Origin of the sequence: Streptomyces sp. cg40, from assembly GCF_050320165.1 — a bacterium.
GTDB classification, from domain to species: Bacteria; Actinomycetota; Actinomycetes; order Streptomycetales; family Streptomycetaceae; genus Streptomyces; species Streptomyces hokutonensis.
The window spans coordinates 3300087-3320446 of sequence record NZ_CP190128.1; the positions used below are offsets into that span (position 1 = coordinate 3300087).

The 20360-nt window shown below is 69.9% G+C and carries 15 protein-coding genes; 4 read left to right on the forward strand and 11 right to left on the reverse strand.

All coding sequences use genetic code 11. The annotated features are described in order from the left end of the window. Positions 1-72 precede the first annotated feature (72 nt). From ACQHII_RS14280 to dxr, 5 genes are all read right to left on the reverse strand, one after another. Entirely contained in the window at positions 73-636 is a 564-nt protein-coding gene (locus tag ACQHII_RS14280; RefSeq protein WP_427919668.1) for a GNAT family N-acetyltransferase, read from the reverse strand. Between the two features lie 121 nt (positions 637-757). Then, positions 758-1606 (reverse strand): GNAT family N-acetyltransferase, encoded by an 849-nt coding sequence (locus ACQHII_RS14285; protein WP_427919669.1) that lies wholly within the window; start codon positions 1604-1606, stop codon positions 758-760. A 205-nt stretch (positions 1607-1811) separates the two neighbouring features. Beyond that, positions 1812-2969 (reverse strand): flavodoxin-dependent (E)-4-hydroxy-3-methylbut-2-enyl-diphosphate synthase, encoded by a 1158-nt coding sequence (gene ispG, locus ACQHII_RS14290; RefSeq protein WP_019074797.1) that lies wholly within the window; start codon positions 2967-2969, stop codon positions 1812-1814. A 168-nt stretch (positions 2970-3137) separates the two neighbouring features. After that, positions 3138-4430, reverse strand: coding sequence for a M50 family metallopeptidase (locus ACQHII_RS14295; protein ID WP_427925307.1), 1293 nt, complete (start codon positions 4428-4430; stop codon positions 3138-3140). Between the two features lie 8 nt (positions 4431-4438). After that, positions 4439-5707: a 1-deoxy-D-xylulose-5-phosphate reductoisomerase gene (gene dxr / locus ACQHII_RS14300; RefSeq protein ID WP_427919670.1), complete on the reverse strand. Its 1269-nt coding sequence runs from the start codon at positions 5705-5707 to the stop codon at positions 4439-4441. A 188-nt stretch (positions 5708-5895) separates the two neighbouring features. Here dxr and ACQHII_RS14305 point away from each other — a divergent pair, with 188 nt between their 5' ends. Continuing rightward, the gene (locus tag ACQHII_RS14305; protein WP_329258734.1) at positions 5896-6345 is read left to right on the forward strand and encodes a lamin tail domain-containing protein; all 450 of its coding nucleotides are present in this window, start codon (positions 5896-5898) and stop codon (positions 6343-6345) included. Between the two features lie 7 nt (positions 6346-6352). Here the strand turns inward: ACQHII_RS14305 and ACQHII_RS14310 are convergent, their stop codons facing one another. Both ACQHII_RS14310 and ACQHII_RS14315 read right to left on the reverse strand, forming a co-directional pair. After that, positions 6353-8284: an acyl-CoA dehydrogenase family protein gene (locus ACQHII_RS14310; protein ID WP_427919671.1), complete on the reverse strand. Its 1932-nt coding sequence runs from the start codon at positions 8282-8284 to the stop codon at positions 6353-6355. A gap of 111 nt (positions 8285-8395) precedes the next feature. Further along, positions 8396-9205 carry a GH12 family glycosyl hydrolase domain-containing protein gene (locus tag ACQHII_RS14315; RefSeq protein WP_427919672.1) on the reverse strand — a complete coding sequence of 270 codons (810 nt, stop codon included), beginning with the start codon at positions 9203-9205 and terminating at the stop codon, positions 8396-8398. 253 nt (positions 9206-9458) lie between these two features. On the opposite strand from ACQHII_RS14315, the gene ACQHII_RS14320 reads away from it, so the two are divergent. From ACQHII_RS14320 to ACQHII_RS14330, 3 genes are all read left to right on the forward strand, one after another. Further along, positions 9459-10472: a LacI family DNA-binding transcriptional regulator gene (locus ACQHII_RS14320; RefSeq protein WP_427919673.1), complete on the forward strand. Its 1014-nt coding sequence runs from the start codon at positions 9459-9461 to the stop codon at positions 10470-10472. A 62-nt stretch (positions 10473-10534) separates the two neighbouring features. After that, positions 10535-12577, forward strand: a complete 2043-nt coding sequence (locus ACQHII_RS14325; RefSeq protein WP_427919674.1) for a glycoside hydrolase family 31 protein — start codon at positions 10535-10537, stop codon at positions 12575-12577. 117 nt (positions 12578-12694) lie between these two features. After that, complete coding sequence (locus ACQHII_RS14330; RefSeq protein WP_427919675.1) at positions 12695-13072, forward strand: hypothetical protein; 378 nt, start codon at positions 12695-12697, stop codon at positions 13070-13072. An 18-nt stretch (positions 13073-13090) separates the two neighbouring features. Here ACQHII_RS14330 and ACQHII_RS14335 read toward each other — a convergent pair whose 3' ends face one another. Genes ACQHII_RS14335 through ACQHII_RS14350 form a run of 4 tightly spaced genes read right to left on the reverse strand, consistent with a single transcriptional unit; the run spans position 13091 to position 20240 of the window. After that, positions 13091-13804: a glycoside hydrolase family 12 protein gene (locus ACQHII_RS14335; protein ID WP_019074788.1), complete on the reverse strand. Its 714-nt coding sequence runs from the start codon at positions 13802-13804 to the stop codon at positions 13091-13093. A gap of 36 nt (positions 13805-13840) precedes the next feature. After that, positions 13841-16081, reverse strand: coding sequence for a glycosyl hydrolase family 95 catalytic domain-containing protein (locus tag ACQHII_RS14340; RefSeq protein ID WP_427919676.1), 2241 nt, complete (start codon positions 16079-16081; stop codon positions 13841-13843). After that, positions 16078-18048: a beta-galactosidase gene (locus ACQHII_RS14345; protein WP_427919677.1), complete on the reverse strand. Its 1971-nt coding sequence runs from the start codon at positions 18046-18048 to the stop codon at positions 16078-16080. The genes ACQHII_RS14340 and ACQHII_RS14345 overlap by 4 nt, the downstream gene beginning before the upstream one ends. Next, positions 18048-20240: a 1,4-beta-glucanase gene (locus tag ACQHII_RS14350; protein ID WP_427919678.1), complete on the reverse strand. Its 2193-nt coding sequence runs from the start codon at positions 20238-20240 to the stop codon at positions 18048-18050. Before ACQHII_RS14350 ends, ACQHII_RS14345 begins: the two co-directional genes overlap by 1 nt. Positions 20241-20360: the final 120 nt, after the last annotated feature.

Genomic DNA, 20360 nt, shown 5'->3' on the forward strand with positions numbered 1-20360 from the left:
GTTCCTGTACTCCTGCCGGGAAAGGGTGATGGCTAGGAGGTTAGCCGGGCTCGCTGTGCCGGTGGAAATCGGTTAGCGGCGGCGGAGGGGCAGCGGGGCGCCCATGACCGCGTACGGCTTCGGGGCGCTCGGGAACAGGACCTGGCGGGCGAGGTCCTCGTAGCCGAGGGAGCGGTAGAGGCCGCGGGCCGGGCTGTCGGTGTCGATCGCGGAGAGGATCGAGCGGGGTTCGGCGGCGGTGTCCGTGATCGTGGTGATCAGGGAACGGCCGACGCCCCGGTTCTGGAAGTGCGGGTGGACGTGCAGCTCGGTGATCACGAAGGAGTCGTCGAGCCAGGCGTCGTGGCCGCCGGTGCGGAGGTACGGCTCCACGACCGTGGACCACCAGTGGGTGCGGTTGTTGGGCATGCCGTAGACGAAACCGACCAGTCGGCCCTGGGTGGTGGCGCCAAAGGCGTTGGCGCCCGGGTAGGTCATGTGGCGCAGGACGATCTGCCTGCGTACGGCCACCTCGTCCGCGCCCAGGCCGAAGGCGATGGCTTGTACGGCGAGGGCTTCGTCGACGTGGGCCGAGAGGTTCAGGGGGGCGATCACGACGTCTTCGGGGTGGCGGTGGCCGTGACCGGGAAATCGCATGTGGGGAGAGTACAGGGGAGTTTCGGTTGTGGATGGGGTGCGGGTGTGTCGTGGTTGCTCGCGCCCACGCGGCGGAGCCTCATATCGATACGGCCCCGCGCCCCTAAAGACCTGAAGACCTCTAGAACAGGACGCTCATGAAGGCACCGATCTCCTGGAAGCCCACCCTCAAGTACGCCCTTCTCGCTGGGGTGTTGAAGTCGTTGACGTAGAGGCTGACGATCGGGGCCACGTCCGCGAGGGCGTAGCGCAGTACCGATGCCATCGCCGGGGCCGCCACGCCCGTCCCCCGGCACTCGGGGGCCACCCACACGCCCTGGATCTGGCAGGCCTGCGGGGTCGCCGCGCCGATCTCGGCCTTGAAGACGACCTTGCCGTACTCGTCGAGGCGGGCGAACGAGCGGCCGGAGCCGACGAGTTCGGCCACTCGGGCCTGGTAGAGGAGGCCGCCGTCGCCTGCCAGCGGGGAGACGCCCACCTCCTCGGTGAACATCGCCACGCACGCCGGCATGATCGTCTCCATCTCGTCCTTGCGGATGCGACGGACGTAGGGATCGGGAGCGATGTCGGTGGGCATGCGGTCGGCGACCATCAGGGGCTGGTGGGCGCGGACCTCCCGGGCCGGGCCCCAGCTCGGTTCGAGAAGGCGCCACAGCTGGGCCGTCGCCTCCGCGGGGCCGACGATCGAGGAGCAGCGGCGGCCGGCCCTGCGCGCCCGGTCGGCGAACGCGCGGATCGCCCGGGGTGTGGCGCAGATCGGGACGAGGTTGGCGCCCGCGTAGCAGAGGGACGTCAGCATGCCGTCCTCGTACCAGCCCCACATCTCGCCGCCGAGCCGCCACGGGTCGAGGCCGGCGACCTGGACCCGCGAGGTCACGAAGGCGTTCGTGACCGGCTCGCGGTCGAGTACGGCGAGCGCGGCTTCCAGGTCGCTCGGTTCGAGCACCCGAGAGGTGGTCTGGGTCAACACGTACGGGGCCTCACCCTGAGGGTCTGCTGATCTCCGCACTGTACCTGCGGAAGCTGAGCGGTGCCGCCTTGTGTTGGGGCTCGCTTCTCAGTTGGGGTGGGGTAGGTGGGCGTCTCTGGGGGCTGCCGCCCCCAGACCCCCGCTTCGGCCTGGACGGCCTTGTCCTCAAACGCCGGACGGGCTGGCAATCACGCAGCCACGCCTGTCAGCCGGCTACCGCCACCGTCGGCTCCCCCGAAGCCACCCCGTCCGCCTCCATCTGCTCGGCGATCTTCATGGCTTCCTCGATGAGCGTCTCGACGATCTTCGACTCGGGCACGGTCTTGATGACCTCGCCCTTGACGAAGATCTGGCCCTTTCCGTTGCCGGAGGCGACGCCGAGGTCGGCCTCGCGGGCTTCGCCGGGGCCGTTGACGACACAGCCCATGACGGCCACGCGGAGCGGGACCTCCATGCCCTCAAGGCCCGCCGTGACCTCCTCGGCCAGCTTGTAGACGTCGACCTGGGCGCGACCGCAGGAGGGGCAGGAGACGATCTCCAGGCGGCGGGGCTTGAGGTTCAGGGACTCCAGGATCTGGAGGCCGACCTTGATCTCCTCCACCGGCGGGGCGGAGAGCGAGACGCGGATCGTGTCGCCGATGCCCTGGCTGAGCAGCGCGCCGAAGGCGACCGCCGACTTGATCGTGCCCTGGAACGCCGGGCCCGCCTCCGTCACGCCGAGGTGCAGCGGGTAGTCGCACTGAGCCGCGAGCTGGCGGTACGCCTCGACCATCACGACCGGGTCGTTGTGCTTCACCGAGATCTTGATGTCCTGGAAGCCGTGCTCCTCGAAGAGGGACGCCTCCCAGAGGGCGGACTCGGCCAGCGCCTCCGGGGTCGCCTTGCCGTACTTCTTCAGCAGTCGGGCGTCCAGCGAGCCCGCGTTCACGCCGATGCGGATCGGGGTGCCGTGGTCCTTCGCGGCCCGCGCGATCTCCTTGACCTTGTCGTCGAACTGCTTGATGTTGCCCGGGTTCACCCGGACCGCCGCGCAGCCGGCCTCGATCGCGGCGAAGACGTACTTCGGCTGGAAATGGATGTCCGCGATCACCGGGATCTGCGACTTGCGCGCGATGGTCGCCAGCGCGTCCGCGTCGTCCTGCGTGGGGCAGGCGACCCGGACGATCTGGCAGCCGGACGCGGTCAGCTCGGCGATCTGCTGGAGCGTGGCTCCGATGTCCGACGTACGGGTGGTCGTCATGGACTGCACGGACACCGGCGCGTCGCCGCCGACCGCCACGGATCCGACCTGGATCTGCCGGCTCTTGCGACGCTCGGCGAGCCGGGTCGGAACGGACGGAATGCCGAGAGAAATCGCAGTCATCTGCTGTGCAACCCCAAGTCGTGGATCAAGGCCCCGGTCCCGGAACAGCGGGCTCCAGGCTTCGAGATTACGTCAACCGTGCGGGCCCGAGCACATCCCGGCCGTAAACCCACTCAATGGAGGGCGGCCCCACACCAAGGATGTGAGGCCGCCACAAACTACGAATGACTAGGAGATTTTCACCGGGTTAACCACGTCCGCCACGAGGACGAGCAAGGTGAAGCAGACGAAGATCCCTGCCACCACGTACGCGACCGGCATCAGCTTCGCCACGTCGAACGGGCCCGGGTCCGGGCGCTTGAGCACCTTGGCCAGGTTGCGGCGCAGGGCCTCCCACAGGGCGCCCGCGACATGCCCGCCGTCGAGCGGGAGCAGCGGGAGCATGTTGAAGAGGAACAGGGAGAGGTTGAAGCCGGCGACCAGCATCAGGGCCATGGCCAGCTGCTGGGTGGGCGGGATGTCCAGGGTGAAGATCTCGCCGCCGACGCGGGCCGCGCCGACCACGCCCATCGGGGAGTCGGCCTGGCGGGGGGCGCCGTCGAAGGCCGCGTTCCACAGGGCCGGGATCTTGCCGGGCAGGGCGGCGATGGAGTCGACGGCCTCACCGAGGCGGTCGGTCATCCAGGTGACCGAGTCGCCGAAGTCCTGGCGGACGATGCCGGTGGCCGCGCTGAAGCCGAGGAAGCCGGCGGTGACGTACTGGCCCTGGACGATCTGGCCGCTGGAGTCCTTCTTGGCGACCTGGTTGCTCGCGATCTTCGCGTGCAGGGTGACGTCCTGGCCCTTGCGCTCGACGACGATCGCGACCGTCTTGCCCGGGTCGGCGCGGATCAGGTCGGACAGCTTGTTCCAGTCGGTGGTCTTCACGCCGTCGAAGCTGACGATCTTGTCGCCGGCCTTGAGGCCCGCTGCCGCCGCCGGGGAGGCAGGGTCGGTCTTCTTGCACGTGTCGCGGTTCTGGCTCTGCGCGATGACGCACTGGGAGACCGAGCTGACCGTGTTGGTCTGCTGCGAGATGCCGAAGCCCATCAGGACGGTGAGGAAGAGCGCCACCGCCAGGATCAGGTTCATGAAGGGGCCCGCGAACATCACGATGACCCGCTTCCAGGGCTTGCGGGTGTAGAAGAGGCGGGTCTCGTCGCCGGGCTGGAGTTCCTCGAAGGCCGCCGAGCGGGCGTCCTCGATCATGCTGCGCCAGGGCGAGGTGGAGCGGGCGGTGATCCGGCCGTCGTCGCCGGGCGGGAACATGCCGATCATGCGGATGTAGCCGCCGAACGGGATGGCCTTGAACCCGTACTCGGTGTCGCCCTTCTTCCGGGACCAGATGGTCGGGCCGAAGCCGACCATGTACTGGGGCACCCGGATGCCGAAGAGCTTCGCCGTCGAGAGATGCCCCAGCTCGTGCCAGGCGATCGAGACCAGCAGGCCGACCGCGAAGACGACTATGCCGAGGATCATCATCAGGGCTGTCATGCACGCGCCTCCGCGTTCGCCGTGGTCGTCTGCGCTGTCAGTTCACGGGCCCGGGCACGCGCCCAGGTCTCCGCTTCGAGGACGTCCGGCACGGTGAGCGAGGTTCCCGTGGCCGGTGTCCCGTGTTCCTCGACCACCCGTGTCACCGTCTCCATGATTCCGTTGAACGGCAGCGCGCCCGCGCGGAACGCCTCCACGCACTCCTCGTTCGCCGCATTGAACACCGCCGGGGCCGTGCCCGCGAGCTGTCCCACGTGCCGGGCGAGGCCCACGGAGGGGAACGCCTCGGTGTCGAGCGGGAAGAACTCCCACGTCGAGGCCTTGCTCCAGTCGAACGCGGGCGCCGCGTCCGGGACCCGCTCGGGCCAGCCGAGCCCGATGGCGATCGGCCCCCGCATGTCGGGGGGCGTCGCCTGGGCGATCGTCGATCCGTCCGTGAATTCCACCATCGAGTGGACATACGACTGCGGGTGCACGACCACCTCAATGCGATCGAAGGGAATGTCGTACAGCAGGTGCGCCTCGATCACTTCGAGCCCCTTGTTCACCAGGGTCGCCGAGTTGATCGTGATCACCGGGCCCATCGCCCAGGTGGGGTGCGCGAGGGCGTCGGCGACGGTCACGTTCGCCAGTTCCGCCTTCGTACGGCCGCGGAAGGGGCCGCCGGAGGCGGTGACGACGAGCTTGCGGACATCGGCGCGGGTGCCGGACGCGAGGGCCTGGAAGAGGGCCGCGTGCTCGGAGTCCACCGGGATGATCTGGCCCGGCTTGGCGAGGGCCTTCACCAGCGGGCCGCCGACGATGAGCGACTCCTTGTTGGCGAGCGCGAGGACACGGCCCGCCTCCAGGGCGGCGAGGGTGGGCGCGAGACCGATGGAGCCGGTGATGCCGTTCAGCACGGTGTGGCAGTCGGAGGCGGCGACCTGCGTGGCCGCGTCCGGTCCGGCGAGGATCTCGGGGAGCGGCTCCCCGGTGCCGTACTGCGCGGTGAGCGCTTCGCGCAGTGCCGGTACGGCGTCCTCGCGGGCGACCGCGACCGTCCGCACCCCGAGCCGGTACGCCTGCTCGGCGAGGAGCCCGACCCGGCCGCCGTTGGCGGAGAGTGCCGTGACCCGGAAGCGGTCCGGGTTGCGCAGCACGAGGTCGATGGCCTGGGTGCCGATGGACCCGGTGGAGCCGAGGATCACCAGGGCCTTGGGACCGTCGCCCACGACGGGGTCGTAGACGAGATGTGGGTCGGCGAGGGGTGCTGGACTGTCGCTCATCCCTCCATTGTTGCCGCAACGGGTGGCCAGGTGGACAGCGGTTCCCTCGGGCGGGTGGCTTATCGGCTCTCGTCGGTGATTGAAGGGAAATCCCCCTTTGTGAATACGGCGTGAAGGTCTTGTGATAACACTTCTTTCCTGCGCCGGTGGACGACCGGCCAGTGGACGACATCCTGGGGGGATTCTCCATGCGGATACGCGCTGCCCTGCCCGCGCTCGCGGGCGCCGCGATACTCACCGGCACACTGCTGAGCACCCCGGCCGAGGCCGCCGGCGGGGTCACGATCTACCACGTCTGGTTCGACAGCCCGGGCTCGGACAACCGGTCCAACACGAGCCTGAACGGCGAGTGGGTGCAGATCAAGAACACCAGCCGGTCGGCGATCTCGCTCAAGGGGTGGGTCCTCAAGGACGTCTCGAACCACCGGTACGTCTTCAAGAACATCAAGATCGGCGCCGGCAAGTACATCAAGGTGCACACCGGCAAGGGCACGGACACCGCGTCGAACACGTACCAGGGGCGGGCCGCGTACGTCTGGAACAACACCAGCGACACGGCGACGCTGACCAGAGCGACCGGCAGCAAGGTCGACACCTGCTCCTGGACGACGCGGGATCCGAGCGACAAGTACTGCTGATCCGCGGTCAGTTGACGGGTCGGTGCACATTGTCCGCCTTGGACGGGCCCGGGGTCGTGTCGGCGATCCAGGGTCCGTCGCCCGACGGGTCGACGATGCCCTCCTCCAGCCACGTGTACGCGCCGCCCATGACTCCCTTGACCACCTTGCGGTCGAGGTCGTCGGTGTTGGTCCACAGCCGGCCGAAGAGTTCCTCGATCCGGATGCGGGACTGCCGGCAGAAGGCGTCGGCGAGTTGGTAGGCCTCGCGGCCGTGTTCGCCCTGGGTGCGCAGGAGTTCGGCCCGTACGCAGACCGCGCTCATCGCGAAGAGCTCAGCGCCGATGTCGACGATCCGGCCCAGGAAGCCCTGCTTGGTCTCCATCCGGCCCTGCCAGCGGGACATGGCGTAGAAGGTGGAGCGGGCGAGCTTGCGGGCGCCCCGCTCGACGTAGCGCAGGTGCTTGGAGAGGTCGATGCCGTGGCGGAACTCGCCGTAGGTGCGCGGGAGTTGGCCGCTTCCAGCGACCAGTTTCGGGAGCCACTTGGCGTAGAAGACACCCGCGTTGGCGCCCGCTTTCGCCTTGTCGGAAAGGGACTTGTCCGGGTCGATGAGGTCGCCGGCGACCGTGAGGTGGGCGTCGACGGCCTCGCGGGCGATGAGGAGGTGCATGATCTCCGTCGAGCCCTCGAAGATGCGGTTGATGCGCAGGTCGCGCAGGACCTGTTCGGCGGGGACCGCCTTCTCGCCGCGGGCCGCGAGGGATTCGGCTGTCTCGAAGCCCCGGCCGCCGCGGATCTGGACCAGTTCGTCGGCCATCAGCCAGCCCATCTCGGAGGCGAAGAGCTTGGCGAGCGCGCCCTCGATGCGGATGTCGTTGCGGTCCTCGTCGGCCATCTGGGAGGAGAGGTCGAGTACGGCCTCCAGGGCGAAGGTGGTCGCCGCGATGAAGGAGATCTTCTTGCCCACGGCCTCGTGCTCGGCGATCGGCCTGCCCCACTGCTCACGGGCCGCCGACCACTCGCGGGCGATCTTCAGACTCCACTTGCCGGCCGCGACGCAGGACGCGGGCAGCGAGAGGCGGCCGGTGTTGAGGGTGGTGAGGGCGATCTTGAGGCCCGCGCCCTCGGGGCCGATGCGGTTGGCCGCGGGGACCCGGACCTGGTGGAAGCGGGTGACGCCGTTCTCGATGCCGCGCAGGCCCATGAAGGCGTTGCGGTTCTCGACGGTGATGCCGGGCGAGTCGGCCTCCACGACGAACGCCGTGATGCCGCCCTTGTTGTCCTCGGTCTTCGGCACCCGGGCCATCACGACCAGCAGATCGGCGATCACGCCGTTGGTGGTCCAGAGCTTCACGCCGTCGAGGACGTACGCGTCCCCGTCCCGCACCGCACTCGTCGCCAGGCGTGCCGGGTCGGAGCCGACGTCCGGTTCGGTGAGCAGGAAGGCGCTGATGTCGGTGCGGGCGCAGCGGGGCAGGAACTCGGCCTTCTGCTCGTCGGTGCCGAACAGCTTCAGCGGCTGCGGTACGCCGATCGACTGGTGCGCCGAGAGCAGCACGCCGACCGCCGGGCAGGCCGAGCCCGCCAGGGCCAGCGCCTTGTTGTAGTACACCTGGGTGAGGCCGAGGCCGCCGTACTTGGTGTCGATCTTCATGCCGAGGGCGCCGAGTTCCTTGAGGCCGGCGATGACCTCGTCGGGGATGCGGGCCTCGCGCTCGATGCGGGCGGCGTCGATCCCCGTCTCGCAGAAGACGCGCAGCTTGTCGAGGAACTCCTCGCCGCGCCGCACGTCCTCGTCGGGCGGCAGCGGGTGGGGGTGGATGAGGTCGAGCCGGAAGCGGCCGAGGAACAGTTCCTTGGCGAAGCTGGGCTTGCGCCAGTCCTGTTCCCGGGCGGCCTCCGCCACCTGGCGGGCTTCTCGCTCGGTGACGGTGGGTTTGCTGGGTGGAGCGGACATGAGGCTCACCTCGCCGCGAATCGGACCCTCGGCGCTCTGTGGTTACCGATGGGTGCTACCCGTTCGTATCTACCCGATCCGCCGCGAAGCAGCCACCCTTCGCGCGTCCGTTCAGCCGATGTCGACGGAGTACGCCTTTGTGTCAAGGCGCCCCGAGCCCTTGAAGACCTCGGTGCCGGACTCGATGCCGGAGAGGTACTTGTCGTTGCTCAGCAGCTTGCGCCGGACCAGGGCCTGGGTGAAGTCGTCGATGTTCAGGGTGGCCTTGGTGGTGTTGGTCCGACGCACGAAGGAGTAGACGTTCCAGCCGATGTCGCCCTGGTAGATGTCCCACATGGCGCCGTCGAGGCTGACGCTGCCGTACTTGGTGCCGAGCGGGCCCGCGCCGCCCTGCCGGTTGAGCCAGATCATGATCTCGTCGGTGGGCTGGTCGGCCCAGTCGGCGGTGTTCCTGGCGTGCAGCCACAGGTCGTAGGCGACGTCGAGCGTGCCGGGGTTGCTGCTGAGCGAGAAGTCCCAGCTCGTCTTCACCGGCTTGCGGTCGCCGACGCGGATCGGCAGTCCGGTGGTCGCCTTGTCGACCTTCCAGCCCCAGTGCCAGCCGAGGACGGTACTGGCGTACGACTTCACGTCCGCGTCCGTGCCCTTGCTGTTGTTGGCCCAGCTGAAGGACGTACCCCACGAAATGGTGGACCCCGACTGGGAGTTGTCCCACACGCACTGGCTGCCGGTGGCCTTGTCCTGGCCCCAGAGGTTGTTGTTCACGTAGTACTTGCCGAGCGTGACGGTGTCGAAGGCCCCGCACTTCTTGCTCGTCTCGCCCGCCTGGGCGACGGTCACACCGGCGAGCGCGGTGAGCGCGACCGAGGCGGCGGCCAGCACCTTCGCCTTCTTCGAGAGGCGGGGTCTGCGGTGTTGCATCGGGGGTCCTTCCGGGGGACGGTTCGTCTACGGCCCGTCAGCGGCCGTTACGACCTTCCAGTGGCCGCCGAGCCGCCCGGAGGTTGCCTTCCCTCGCGGAGAATCTCGCTGGACCGCCCCGAACGAGAAAGTGTCGAAGCGCTTCGACAACCTATGGACACCCACACCGCCTGAAGCTAATGTCGAACCACCCTCACTCGCCCTTGTCAGCAACGCGCACTGTCGAAGCGCTTCACAAAGCTTGGAGAGCTGGATGGTCACCCTCGCCGAGGTCGCCCAGCACGCCGGAGTCTCGGCGAGCACGGTGAGCTATGTCCTCAGCGGCAAGCGGTCCATCTCCGGAGCCACCCGGCAGCGGGTCGAGCAGAGCATCCGCGAGCTGGGCTACCACCCGAACGCGGGCGCCCGCGCCCTGGCCAGCAGCCGGTCGAACATCATCGCGCTGATGGTGCCGCTGCGCACGGACATGTACGTCCCGGTGATGATGGAGATCGCCATCGCCGTGGCGACCACCGCCCGGCTGCACGGCTACGACGTGCTGCTGCTCACCGGCGAGGAGGGCCCCGACGCGGTCCGCCGGGTCACCGGCAGCGGGCTGGCCGACGCGATGATCCTGATGGACGTCGAACTCGCCGACGAGCGCCTGCCGTTGCTGCGCGGCACCGACCAGCCGTCCGTGCTCATCGGCCTCCCCGCCGACACCACCGGACTGACCTGTGTCGACCTCGACTTCGGGGCGACCGGCGCGCTGTGCGTCGAGCACCTCGCGAAGCTCGGTCACCACGACATCGCTGTCATCGGCGAGGCGCCCGCGGTCTACGAGCGGCACACCGGTTTCGCCGAGCGCACCCTCGACGGACTGCGGTCCCGGGCACGGGAGTTGGACCTGCGGGTACTGCACCGGCCGTGCGAGGGCGGGTACGACGCGATGACGGTGACGCTGGCCCGGATCTTCGACGAGCGCCCCGGCACCACGGGCTTCGTCGTGCAGAACGAGTCGGCGGTCGAGCCGCTGCTCGCGCTGCTGCGCCAGCAGGGCCGGGCCGTGCCGGAGGACGTGTCGGTGGTCGCGGTCTGCCCCGACCAGGTCGCCACCCAGGCCTCGGTACGGCTGACGTCGGTCGCCATCCCCGCGCAGGAGATGGGGCGTTACGCCGTGGAGCATCTGGTGGCCAAGCTGGACGGTCGGGGCAGTGACGAAGTCGTGCTGATCGCACCGGAGTTGACGGTGCGGGCGAGTACGGGGCCGGCGCCGTCGGCTTCTTGACCGGCCACGCTCCACGTGTTTGTGCGGTTCCCCCTGTCTGCTTTCCTCCAGGAGCACTCCTCGTGAATCTGCCTGCCGCAATCCAGTCCGAGGTCAGTCTCGCGCAGTCCTCCCCCACCATCGGCACGTTCCGTGAGCGGGACGGCGCGCTGGAGTGGAGCGGCCGTCAGGAGACCGTACGGATCGAACCCTGGGGTCCGGACGCGGTCCGGGTCAGGGCCCGGCTCGGCGGTCCGCTGCTCGACGGGCTCCCCGGTGCCCTTCTCGACGAACCTCCCGCCGCGGACGGCTCGATCAAGATCGGCGACGGTGAAGCACAGCTGACCGTGGGCGAGTTGGCCGTTCATGTCGACGCCGAGGGCCTGATCCGCTTCCTGCGCACCGAGGACTCCGCCGAGCTCCTCGCGGAGGCCCGCGCCCACTTCTGGTGGCCCGGCTCACGGCTCTACACGGCGGTCGGCAACGGCCACCACCGCCTGGAGCAGCGCTTCGCCGCCTACGAGGACGAGAAGCTGTACGGCCTCGGGCAGCACCAGCACGGGCGGTTGGACCAGAAGGGGCTGGTCCTCGACCTGGTCCAGCGCAACGCCGAGGTCGGCATCCCGGTGCTGGTCTCCAGCCGCGGCTACACCCTGCTGTGGAACAACCCGGCGATCGGCCGGGTGGAGCTGGCCGGCAACGGCACGCGCTGGGTGGCCGATTCGGCCCGGCAGATCGACTACTGGATCACCGCGGGCACCCCGGCCGACGGCCAGCGCCGCTACAGCGCGGTGACGGGCCGTACGCCGATGCTGCCGAAGTGGGCGGCGGGCTTCTGGCAGTGCAAGCTGCGCTACCGCACCCAGAACGAACTCCTCGCCGTGGCAAGGGAGTACAAGCGCCGAGAGCTGCCGTTGTCGGCAATCGTCTGCGACTTCTTCCACTGGACGCACCTGGGCGACTGGAAGTTCGACCCGGCGGAGTGGCCCGACCCGGCGGCGATGGTCCGCGAACTCGACGAGCTGGGCGTGAAGTTGGTGGTGAGCGTCTGGCCGTCGGTGTCGCCGCTGAGCGAGAACCACTCGGTGCTGGAGCAGCGCGGGTTCCTGATCGGCACGCAGTACGGCCCGATGGCCCACGCCGACTGGCCGGACAAGGGGGTCGCGTCGACCGTCCAGGTCGCCTTCTACGACGCGACCAATCCCGGGGCCCGCGAGTTCCTGTGGTCGAAGATCCGCGACAACTACCTTGTGCCGTACGGCATCACGGCCTTCTGGCTGGACGCCTGTGAGCCCGAGCTGAAGCCGGGTTTCCAGGAGAACCTGCGCTACTGGGCGGGCCCGGGCCTGGAGGTCGGCAACATCTATCCGGCCGAGAACTCCCGCACGTTCCACGAAGGACTCCTGTCCGAGGGCGAGTCGGAGATCATCACCCTCAACCGCTCGGCGTGGGCGGGCAGTCAGCGCTACGGCGCCGCGCTGTGGTCGGGTGACATCGGCACCGACTTCCCGACCCTGCGCCGCCAGATAGCCGCAGGGCTCAACACCGCGCTGTCCGGCATCCCTTGGTGGAACACGGACATCGGCGGCTTCCACGGCGGCGACCCGGACGACCCGGCGTACCAGGAAGTCATGGTCCGCTGGTTCCAGTTCGGCGCGCTGTCGCCGCTGATGCGCCTGCACGGCTTCCGCGACCCGGGCATGCCGCTGGGCCCCGACATGACGGGCGGCCCCAACGAGGTCTGGTCGTACGGCGATCAAGCCCTGCCGATCCTGGAGAAGTACCTGCGGCTGCGCGAGCGCCTGAAGCCCTACGTCCTCGATGTGATGCGGGCCGCGCACGAGGAGGGGCTGCCGGTGATGCGGCCGCTGTTCCTGGAGTTCCCCGGGGACCCGGCGAGTTGGTCGGTCGACGACGCGTATCTCTTCGGCCCCGACCTGCTGGTGGCCCCGGTGCTGACGGCGGGCGCCACGGTCCGTACGGCCCATCTCCCGGCGGGCGCCTGGTGGACGGACGCGTGGACGGGCGAGACGTACGAGGGCGGCACGGCCGTCACGGTCGACGCCCCGCTGGACCGGATTCCGCTGTTCCTGCGGGACGGGGCGACGCTGCCGATCGCGGAGTAGCGAAGTGGCCTCGTACGGAGGGGAGTTGGACCTCCCCTCCGGGCCGTGACGCTTCCGTTGCGCGGAACTGTGGGCTCCGTCACAGCCGTGCCGATCTTGTTCTGGTGGACTCCTGCGATGGTCTTACGCAAGCTCGCCGGCGCGGCGGGCCTGGCCGCGTTCGCCCTGTATCTCTGGGGTCTGCTCCACATCATGGGCGCGCTGCTGGAGGTCGGGGACGGCGGCACCGGCTCGGCGCCGCTGCCACCCTGCCGCACGGTCAACGGGCAGTACGACGAGCGGACTTCGAACGTCATCAGCTACTCGGTGGACTACGTACCGCTGCGCTTCGTCTGCGAGACGAAGGACGGCGGCGGCTTCACGTCCGACACCGTTCCCGGCTACGTCAACCCGGTGGTCGGCGCCCTCGTGCTCGCCGCGCTCGGCTGCTGGGTCGCGGGGCTCGTCGTCGCGGAGCCGCCCGGCCCCCGCGGAATGCGGGGACCGGGCGGCTGAGCGCGGTGCCGAAGTGGGTCAACTGCTGGTGACGCTCTCGCTGTTGGTGGTGAAGGCGAGCCCGCCGGACGAGGACGTGATCTCGAAGCCGAACTGCAGGTCCCCGATGGTCACGTTGCCGAACCAGCCCTTGGTGTCCTTGATCCACTTGAGGATCGGCAGGATGTCGATCGTGCCGGACGAGGAGTTGGAGCTGCGCACGAACGAGAACACGTCGTTGCTGCCGTTGTTGCCCTTGTAGACGGTCCAGGTGGAGCCGCCCAGCGTCAGGCTGCCCTGCGAGGTGCCGAGCGGGCCGACCGCGCCGGTCTTGTTGACCCAGAGCATGATCTCGTACGCGTAGTTGGTGTCCCAGATGTCGTACGACGTGTTGTACGCGCCGGACGACGGCACCGTGACGTTGTAGCTGCTCTTGAGCGAACCGAGCGAGGTGATCGACTTGCCGATCACCTTCTTGGCGTTGGGGTAGGCCTTGATCCCGCCGGTGTTGGGGTGGTTGGCGGTAACTCCCCAGTTGGTACCGGAGTTGGCCCAGATGCACTGGGTGCCGGCGCCGGAGCCCCAGATGTCGTTGTAGAGCGTGTAGCCGTTCAGGGTCGTGCTGCCCCACTGGTCGCAGGAGCTCCAGACGGCGGCGGAGGCGGGGGCCGAGGCGAGGCCGACGGTGGCGCCGAGCGCGAGTGCGGGGGCCAGCAGGGCCATGACGAGCCTGCTGCGGGTGCGTGTTGCCATGGTGTCCCTTCCATGGGTGGGGGGAGTTGCGTGTGGCTACCGCGCCCCCAGGGTGAGGACGCGGTCTTCTCCGGCGACGAGTTCGAGCGGCCGAGTGCCGGAGGAAGTCCGCAGTTCGACGCGGTGGGTGCGGGAGGGGCGCAGGACCGCGACGGCCGTGTCCGGCGTCCAGCTCAGATCGAGCTCCGCCCCGAACCTCGTGCGCACGCCAGTGAGTTGGCCCATCGGGTACGCCGCCGGCAGCGCGGGCAGCAGGACCAGCCGGTCCGGCGTCGACTGCACCAGCGTCTCGATCAGCACACCAGGCAGGGTGTGCGCGGCGTCCGCGTTGTAGACGTCGCGGTTCGGGTAGTGCGCGCTCATCAGCGAGTCGTGGAAGAAGTCGCCGCCGAGGACCTGGCCGAGAGCGTGCGCGACCCGTTCGCCGTCGCGGAGGCGGGCGGCGACGAGCGCGTGGTGGAGGTGTCCGTGCGCCGAGTCGTTCTCGGCGCCCCGGAGTTGGAGCGCGCGATGGGCGGCTCTCGCGAGTTCCGGGGTGTCGTAGGGGTTGATCTCGTCGAGGGGCCAGACACCGTAGAGGTGGCTGAGGTGGCGGTGGTCGTAGCTGTCGTCGAGGCCCGGCCAGGCCCATTCGGCCAGCGCGCCTTTGGAGTTGACCCGGTGCGGCGGCAGCCGGTCGGCGAGGGCGCGCCAGCGGTCGGCCTCCGGGGTGCCCGGGTGGTAGTCGGCTGCGGTGCGCAGCGCGTGCCGGGCGGCGGAGAGGTCCATCGCCGCGTTGATCGCGCCCCAACTGCCGTTCGAGGGACGGTTCTCGGGCGAGTAGGAGGGGAGGACGACCAGGTGCCCGTCCGGGTCGGTACGGGTCAGGAAGTCCTCGTAGAACAGGGCGACTTCGGCGAGTGCGGCGGCGGTGCGGGAGTCGCGTGCGCCGCGGGTCTCGTCGTGGTCGACGAGCGGCTTGAGCAGCCAGTCGGCGCCGGCGGTCCACAGATGCAGCGGGTACTCCCGGCTGAAGTGGTACGACAGCCCCGACTCGCCGTCGGTGTGCGCGGGCGCGACGACGCCTCGGGCGCCGAAGACGGCTCGGGCGTTCTCCCGCCAGTCGTCGAGCTGACGATGGATCAGGGAGGCGAGGGCGTACGTGACTTCGGGGAGGGCGGCGCTCACGGCGGAGGCGGTCTGGAGGTTGAGGTTCGCGTCGTTGGTGAACGCCCCGGACCACGCCGTGTCCCAGTCGCCGGTCCACAGGCCGGTGAGGCGGGGCGGGAGCAGACCGCTGGCGGAGAGGAGGTGGTACCGCCCCGCGGCGAAGAGCCGCTCCAGGAGCGCGGGGCTGGTGGGCCGCTTGAGCAACTCGGAGCCGGGAAGGGCCCGTTCGGTCGCTTCGCCCCGGAGATCGAGGGTGACGCGGTGGTAGGCCGTGCGGTGGAGGGCGAGGTGGCGGTCGAGGAGCGTGTCGTAGGACTGCCCTTCGCCGGTCTGCCGCTCGTCGGGCAGCAGGGCACGCAGGGCGCGGGTCTCCGCCGGGACGTCCAGTTCGCCGGTGTGGCGTCGTACCCGGGTGAGGAGCAGGACCTCGGTGGCGCCGACGATGCGAACTCCGGTTGGCGCGAGTCGAGTTGTGCCACCGGTGACCACGGCCAGGGTCACCCCGGTGTAGGCGCGGTCGCTGTCGGGGTAGCGGACGCGGAGGTTGAGCAGCGCGCCGTCGGAGGTGAGGAGCGTGCCGTGGCCGACGGTCAACCTGGGCGGTGTCCCAGGGAGTTGGTGCTCCTGGGTGAGATCGAGGGTGAGGTCGGCGGCCGTGACGTGCTGGACGACCACGTCGTCGGCGCGGGAGACGAAGACGCGGCTGCGCCATGCACCGCGATGGGCCGTGACCTCACCGGTGGCGAAGTCGACGGAGCGGCGGTAGTCGCGTTCCGCGCCGGCGGCCGACCGGCTGCGCAGCCGTGTCTGAAAGGCGGGATGGAAGGGCTGAACCCACTGGAGCGGACGCCCGTCCGTGAAGTCCTCGGCGGCGGTGAGGTCACCGGCGAGCAACCGCTCCTGGAGCGCGAAGAGTTCGGCGGCGAGGCGCGGCGGCCGGGCGTGCTCGGCACCGTTCGGGCGGACGAGGGTGTGGTGAGTGACGATGACACGGTCGTCGTCCGGATCACCGAATATGAGGGCTCCGTGATGGCCGTTGCCACTGAGGTAGGCGTCCTCCCAGCGGGCGGCGGGGAGGGGTTCCCACGTCCCGTGGACGGGACTCTCAAGTGCGGGCCCACCAGTCATGGCCGTAGCACCGCCACGCCGTAGCGGCTGAGGGTGAGTTCGCCCTCGACGGTCGCGCCTGTGAGCAAGTCGTCGTAGCTGCCCGGGACTTCGACGGTCACCGGTTCGCGTCCGTGGTTGAGGAGGAACAGGAGTTCGCCGCGTCGTACGGCCTCGACGCCCGCCGGAAGTCCTTCGAGTACTGGGCGGACGCCCGCCTCGGCGGCGGCACGGGCGAGCAGGGCGCGGAGCGCGTACGGCTCGGGGAGGGTGGAGACGTACCAGGCCCGGCCCTTGCGCAGTACGGCCGGCAGGCCGTCCAACTCCCCGCCCTTGTAGGGGATCGCCTCGTCGGCGGCGCCGTCCTCGGGCTCGATCTCCTCCGACCAGAGCGTCCCTCGGAAGCCCTCGCACTCGACGGTCTCCCCCGGGTCCAGCGGCCACCACTCGTGCAGGGTGCGGATGCCGAAGAGGTCGCGGAGGCGGGCGTCCATGCCGCCGGGGCGGACGCGGTCGTCCTCGTCGGCGATCCCCGTCAGGAAGCCGCAGACGAGGGTGCCGCCGCCGCGGACGTGGGCGAGGAGGTTGTCGATCGCGGTGCCGGTGAGGAGGTAGAGCTGCGGGACGACGACCAGCTCGTAGGTGGACAGGTCGTGTTCGGGGTGGGCGAAGTCGGTGGTGAGGTGGGATTCCCAGAGGGCACGGTGCCAGGCGCGGACGATCTCGGGGTGGTCGACCTCGGTGGAGAGGCGGCCGTCCTGGGCGCCGGCCCACCAGGCGTGCCAGTCGTGCAGGATCGCGATGCGGGAGGTGATGTGACGGTCCGTCACTCCCTCGCCTATGCGGGCGAGTTCGGCGCCGAGCTGCTTGACCTCCTGGAAGGTGCGGCCCCGCTCTCCCGCGTGGCCGAGCATCCCGGAGTGGAACTTCTCGGCGCCCTGCCGGGATTGGCGCCACTGGAAGTAGCAGACGGCGTCGGCGCCTCGGGCCACGGCCTGGAGAGACCAGAGGCGGTTGAGGCCGCGCGGCTTCGGGTGGTTCACCCCACGCCAGTTGACCGGTCCCGCCGCCTGCTCCATGAGCATCCACGGGCCGCGCGCCTGCGAGCGGGTCAAGTCCTGCACGAGGGCGGCACTTTGGGCGCCGAGCGGATCGCGCGGGTCGGGATAGAGGTCGACCGAGACGACGTCCTCCTCCTCGGCCCAGCGCCAGGCGTCCTGGCCGACCCACAGCGGCATGAAGTTGGTGGTGACCGGGAGGTGCGGGGTGTGCCGGCGGACGATGTCCCGCTCGGCGGTGTAGCACTCCAGGAGCATGTCGGAGGTGAAGCGCCGGAAGTCGAGCACGTGCGTGGGGTTGTTGAGGTAGTGGGCGTGGCGCGGGGGCAGGACGCCGTCCCAGGTGTCGTAGCCCTGGCTCCAGAAGGCCGTGCCCCAGGCGGAGTTGAGGGCGTCGAGCGTGCCGTATCGGGCGCGCAGCCAGCGGCGGAAGGCGGCGGCGGCCTCGTCGCCGTAGTCGAAGGTGCAGTACTCGTTGTTGATGTGCCACATCGTGAGGGCGGGGTGGCCGGCGTAACGGGCGGCCAGGGCCTCGGTGATGGCGGCGGCGTGGTGGCGGTAGACCGCGCTGGAGTGCGAGAAGTGCTGCCGTCCGCCCCACCACTCGATCCGGCCGTCGGCGTCGCGGGGCAGGGTCTCCGGGTGGAGGCGGCCGAGCCACGGCGGCGGGGAGGAGGTGGGCGTGGCGAGTACGACCCCGATTCCGTTGTCGTGCATCAGGTCCATCAGCCGGTCGAGCCAGCCGAACTTCCGTGCGCCGGGCTCGGGTTCGAGCTTGGCCCAGGAGAAGACGCCGAGGGTGACGGAGTTGACTCCGGCGTCCTTCATCAGCCGGACGTCCTCGGTCCAGGTCTCCTCGGGCCACTGTTCGGGGTTGTAGTCGCCGCCGAAGAGGACACGGCCACGGGTGGCGTCACCGAGCTGGGGCATCAGATCCGCTCCCCGTACTGGATGCCGCGCCCGTTGGTGGCGAGGTAGACCCGGCCGTACACACGCGGGTCACCGGTGATGCACTGCCCGGTCCAACCCCACTGGTGCCGGTCGTCGTTGATCCGCGCCCAGGTCTTCGCCTCGTCGTCGGAGCGGTAGACGGCGGTGATGGTCTCGGTGGAGCCGACCTGGTAGATCGCCGGGTAGTCGGCGCCGGGGGCGGGTCTGCCGAAGCCGAGGGTGTAGGAGGCCCAGCAGCTGGCGACTTTGCCGAAGCTCGCGCCGCCGTCCTCCGACCGGTAGAGCCCGTTCCACTTCACGCTCAGCCACAGGTCACCGGACCTGCCCGGCGCCGCGACCAGCTGGAACTGGCTGTCCCCGGCGGGCAGCCCGCCCGCACGCGCAGTGAACGAAAGGCCACTGTCAGTGCTGGCGTATAGCGTTCCTGTGTCGGTGTCGTATGCGTAGAAGAGCGTCGGGTCGGCCGGGTCGGCGACCGGCGTGGCGCCCTTCGGGAAGGAGGAGATCTCGGTCCAGGTCGCGCCGTTGTCCGCCGAGCGGTGAGCCGGGTACTTCGTGCCGTCCCAGTGCACGAAGGACCACAGCAGCGTGCCGCCGTCGGCGCCGGTGGCGATCGGCCCCGGTGCGTCGTGGGCGATGGAGGGCTGGGCAGCGAAGGGCGCCCAGGTCCGGCCGCCGTCGTCCGAGTAGGCACCGTTGCCGTTGTCGCCCCAGCCCGTGCGGACGACATACGCCGGCCTGCCCGCGGCCTGCGCGATTCCCGTCGCCGACCCGAACACGGGGTTCGTCGCCATGCCGCGCGACGGAGACGCCGTGAGCCGCTCGTGGTACATCACGCCGATGTCCCTCGATGCGCTGATCAGGTGCGCCTCCCCGACCGGGGGCGAGATCAGCTGGATCACGGACGTCTCCTCCAGGCCACGGATCCGCGGCGCCCAGTGCGTGAGGTCACGGGTGCCGTAGAGAGTGGCGCCGGTGCCGTAGACGACGTGCTTCGAGTCGTACGGGTCGACGGCGACGGCCTGGATCCACCAGCCGAACTTCGGCTCATCCGCACCCCACTTGAGGAAAGGAGTCTCGGACACGTCGAGGACAGCGGAGTCCTTGAGGGACGTCCAGGTGAGGCCACCGTCGGTGGTCCGGTACAGGGTGTCGACGGCCGCCCAGCGGTTGTTGGTGGAGACGACGACGGTCCCCGCACGACGGGCGTCGACGGCGACCCCGCCATAGCCGAAGGTGTCGCTGCCACCGGGCTGGACGGGGGTGACGTCCGTCCAGCGCCCGGTGGCAGGCGCGAGCCTGTGCACACTGCCGGCGGCCTGCCCGTTGGGCCCGGGTGCGTCGGCGTACGTCACGTACAGCTCGCGGGCGTGGCGGTCGTAGGCGGCGCGGATCGGGACCTTGGCGGAGGTGCCGGTGGGCTGCCCGGGGACGGTCTCCCAGGTGGAACCGTCGGTGGTGCGGTAGAGGTTGACGGCGGTCGCGCTCCCGTCGCCGTCACCCCACCCGGCGTAGACGGCACGACCGACGGCGACGAGGAAGGTGACGCCCTGGCCGGACGCGCTCGCGACAGCGGGGAAGTCGCTGACGGCTGCCCAAGTGGCCCCCCGATCGGCCGATTTGAGCAGCCCGTCGTGCCGGGTGCCGAGCCACAGGGTGTCACTGTCACGCGGGTCGACGAGCAGCCGCTCCCCGGCACCGCGCCCGTCCTCGTTGCCACCGAGCTTCACGGCGAGGTCGGTACGGGTCCAGGTGGCGCCCCGGTCCTCGGAGCGCAGGATCGCTCCGTTGCTCGCCCAGGACTGGGCGTAGGTGCCGACGGCGAGGTAGAGCCGGTTCGGGTGTGCCGGATCGACGGCGAGGGCCTCCACCCCGAGGAGATTCCAGTCGTCCCAGCCGAGTTGATCGGTGAGCGGGGTCCAGCGCGCGGTCCGGTCGTCCCAGCGGTAGGCACCACCGATGTCGGTACGGGCGTAGGCGAGACCGCGGACGGAAGGGTGGAAGAGGACGCCGGTGACGAATCCGGTGCCTCCGATGGTGGCGTTGCGCCAGCGGTAGGAGGGCGCTTCGGCTGCATGTGCCTTCGCGGTGATACCAGGCACGGCGGTGAGCGCGGCGGCAGCCGCGGTCCCGGCAAGAACGGCCCGGCGGCTCAGTCGGGACGCAAGCATGCGCATACCTCGCTGTATGAGATGGGGTGAGGAGACTTGCTTTTAAGGGGCGCGGGGCTGTATCGATTTGCGGCTCCGCCGCGTGGGCGCGACCAGCCCCAACGCGCCCGCAGCCAAAAC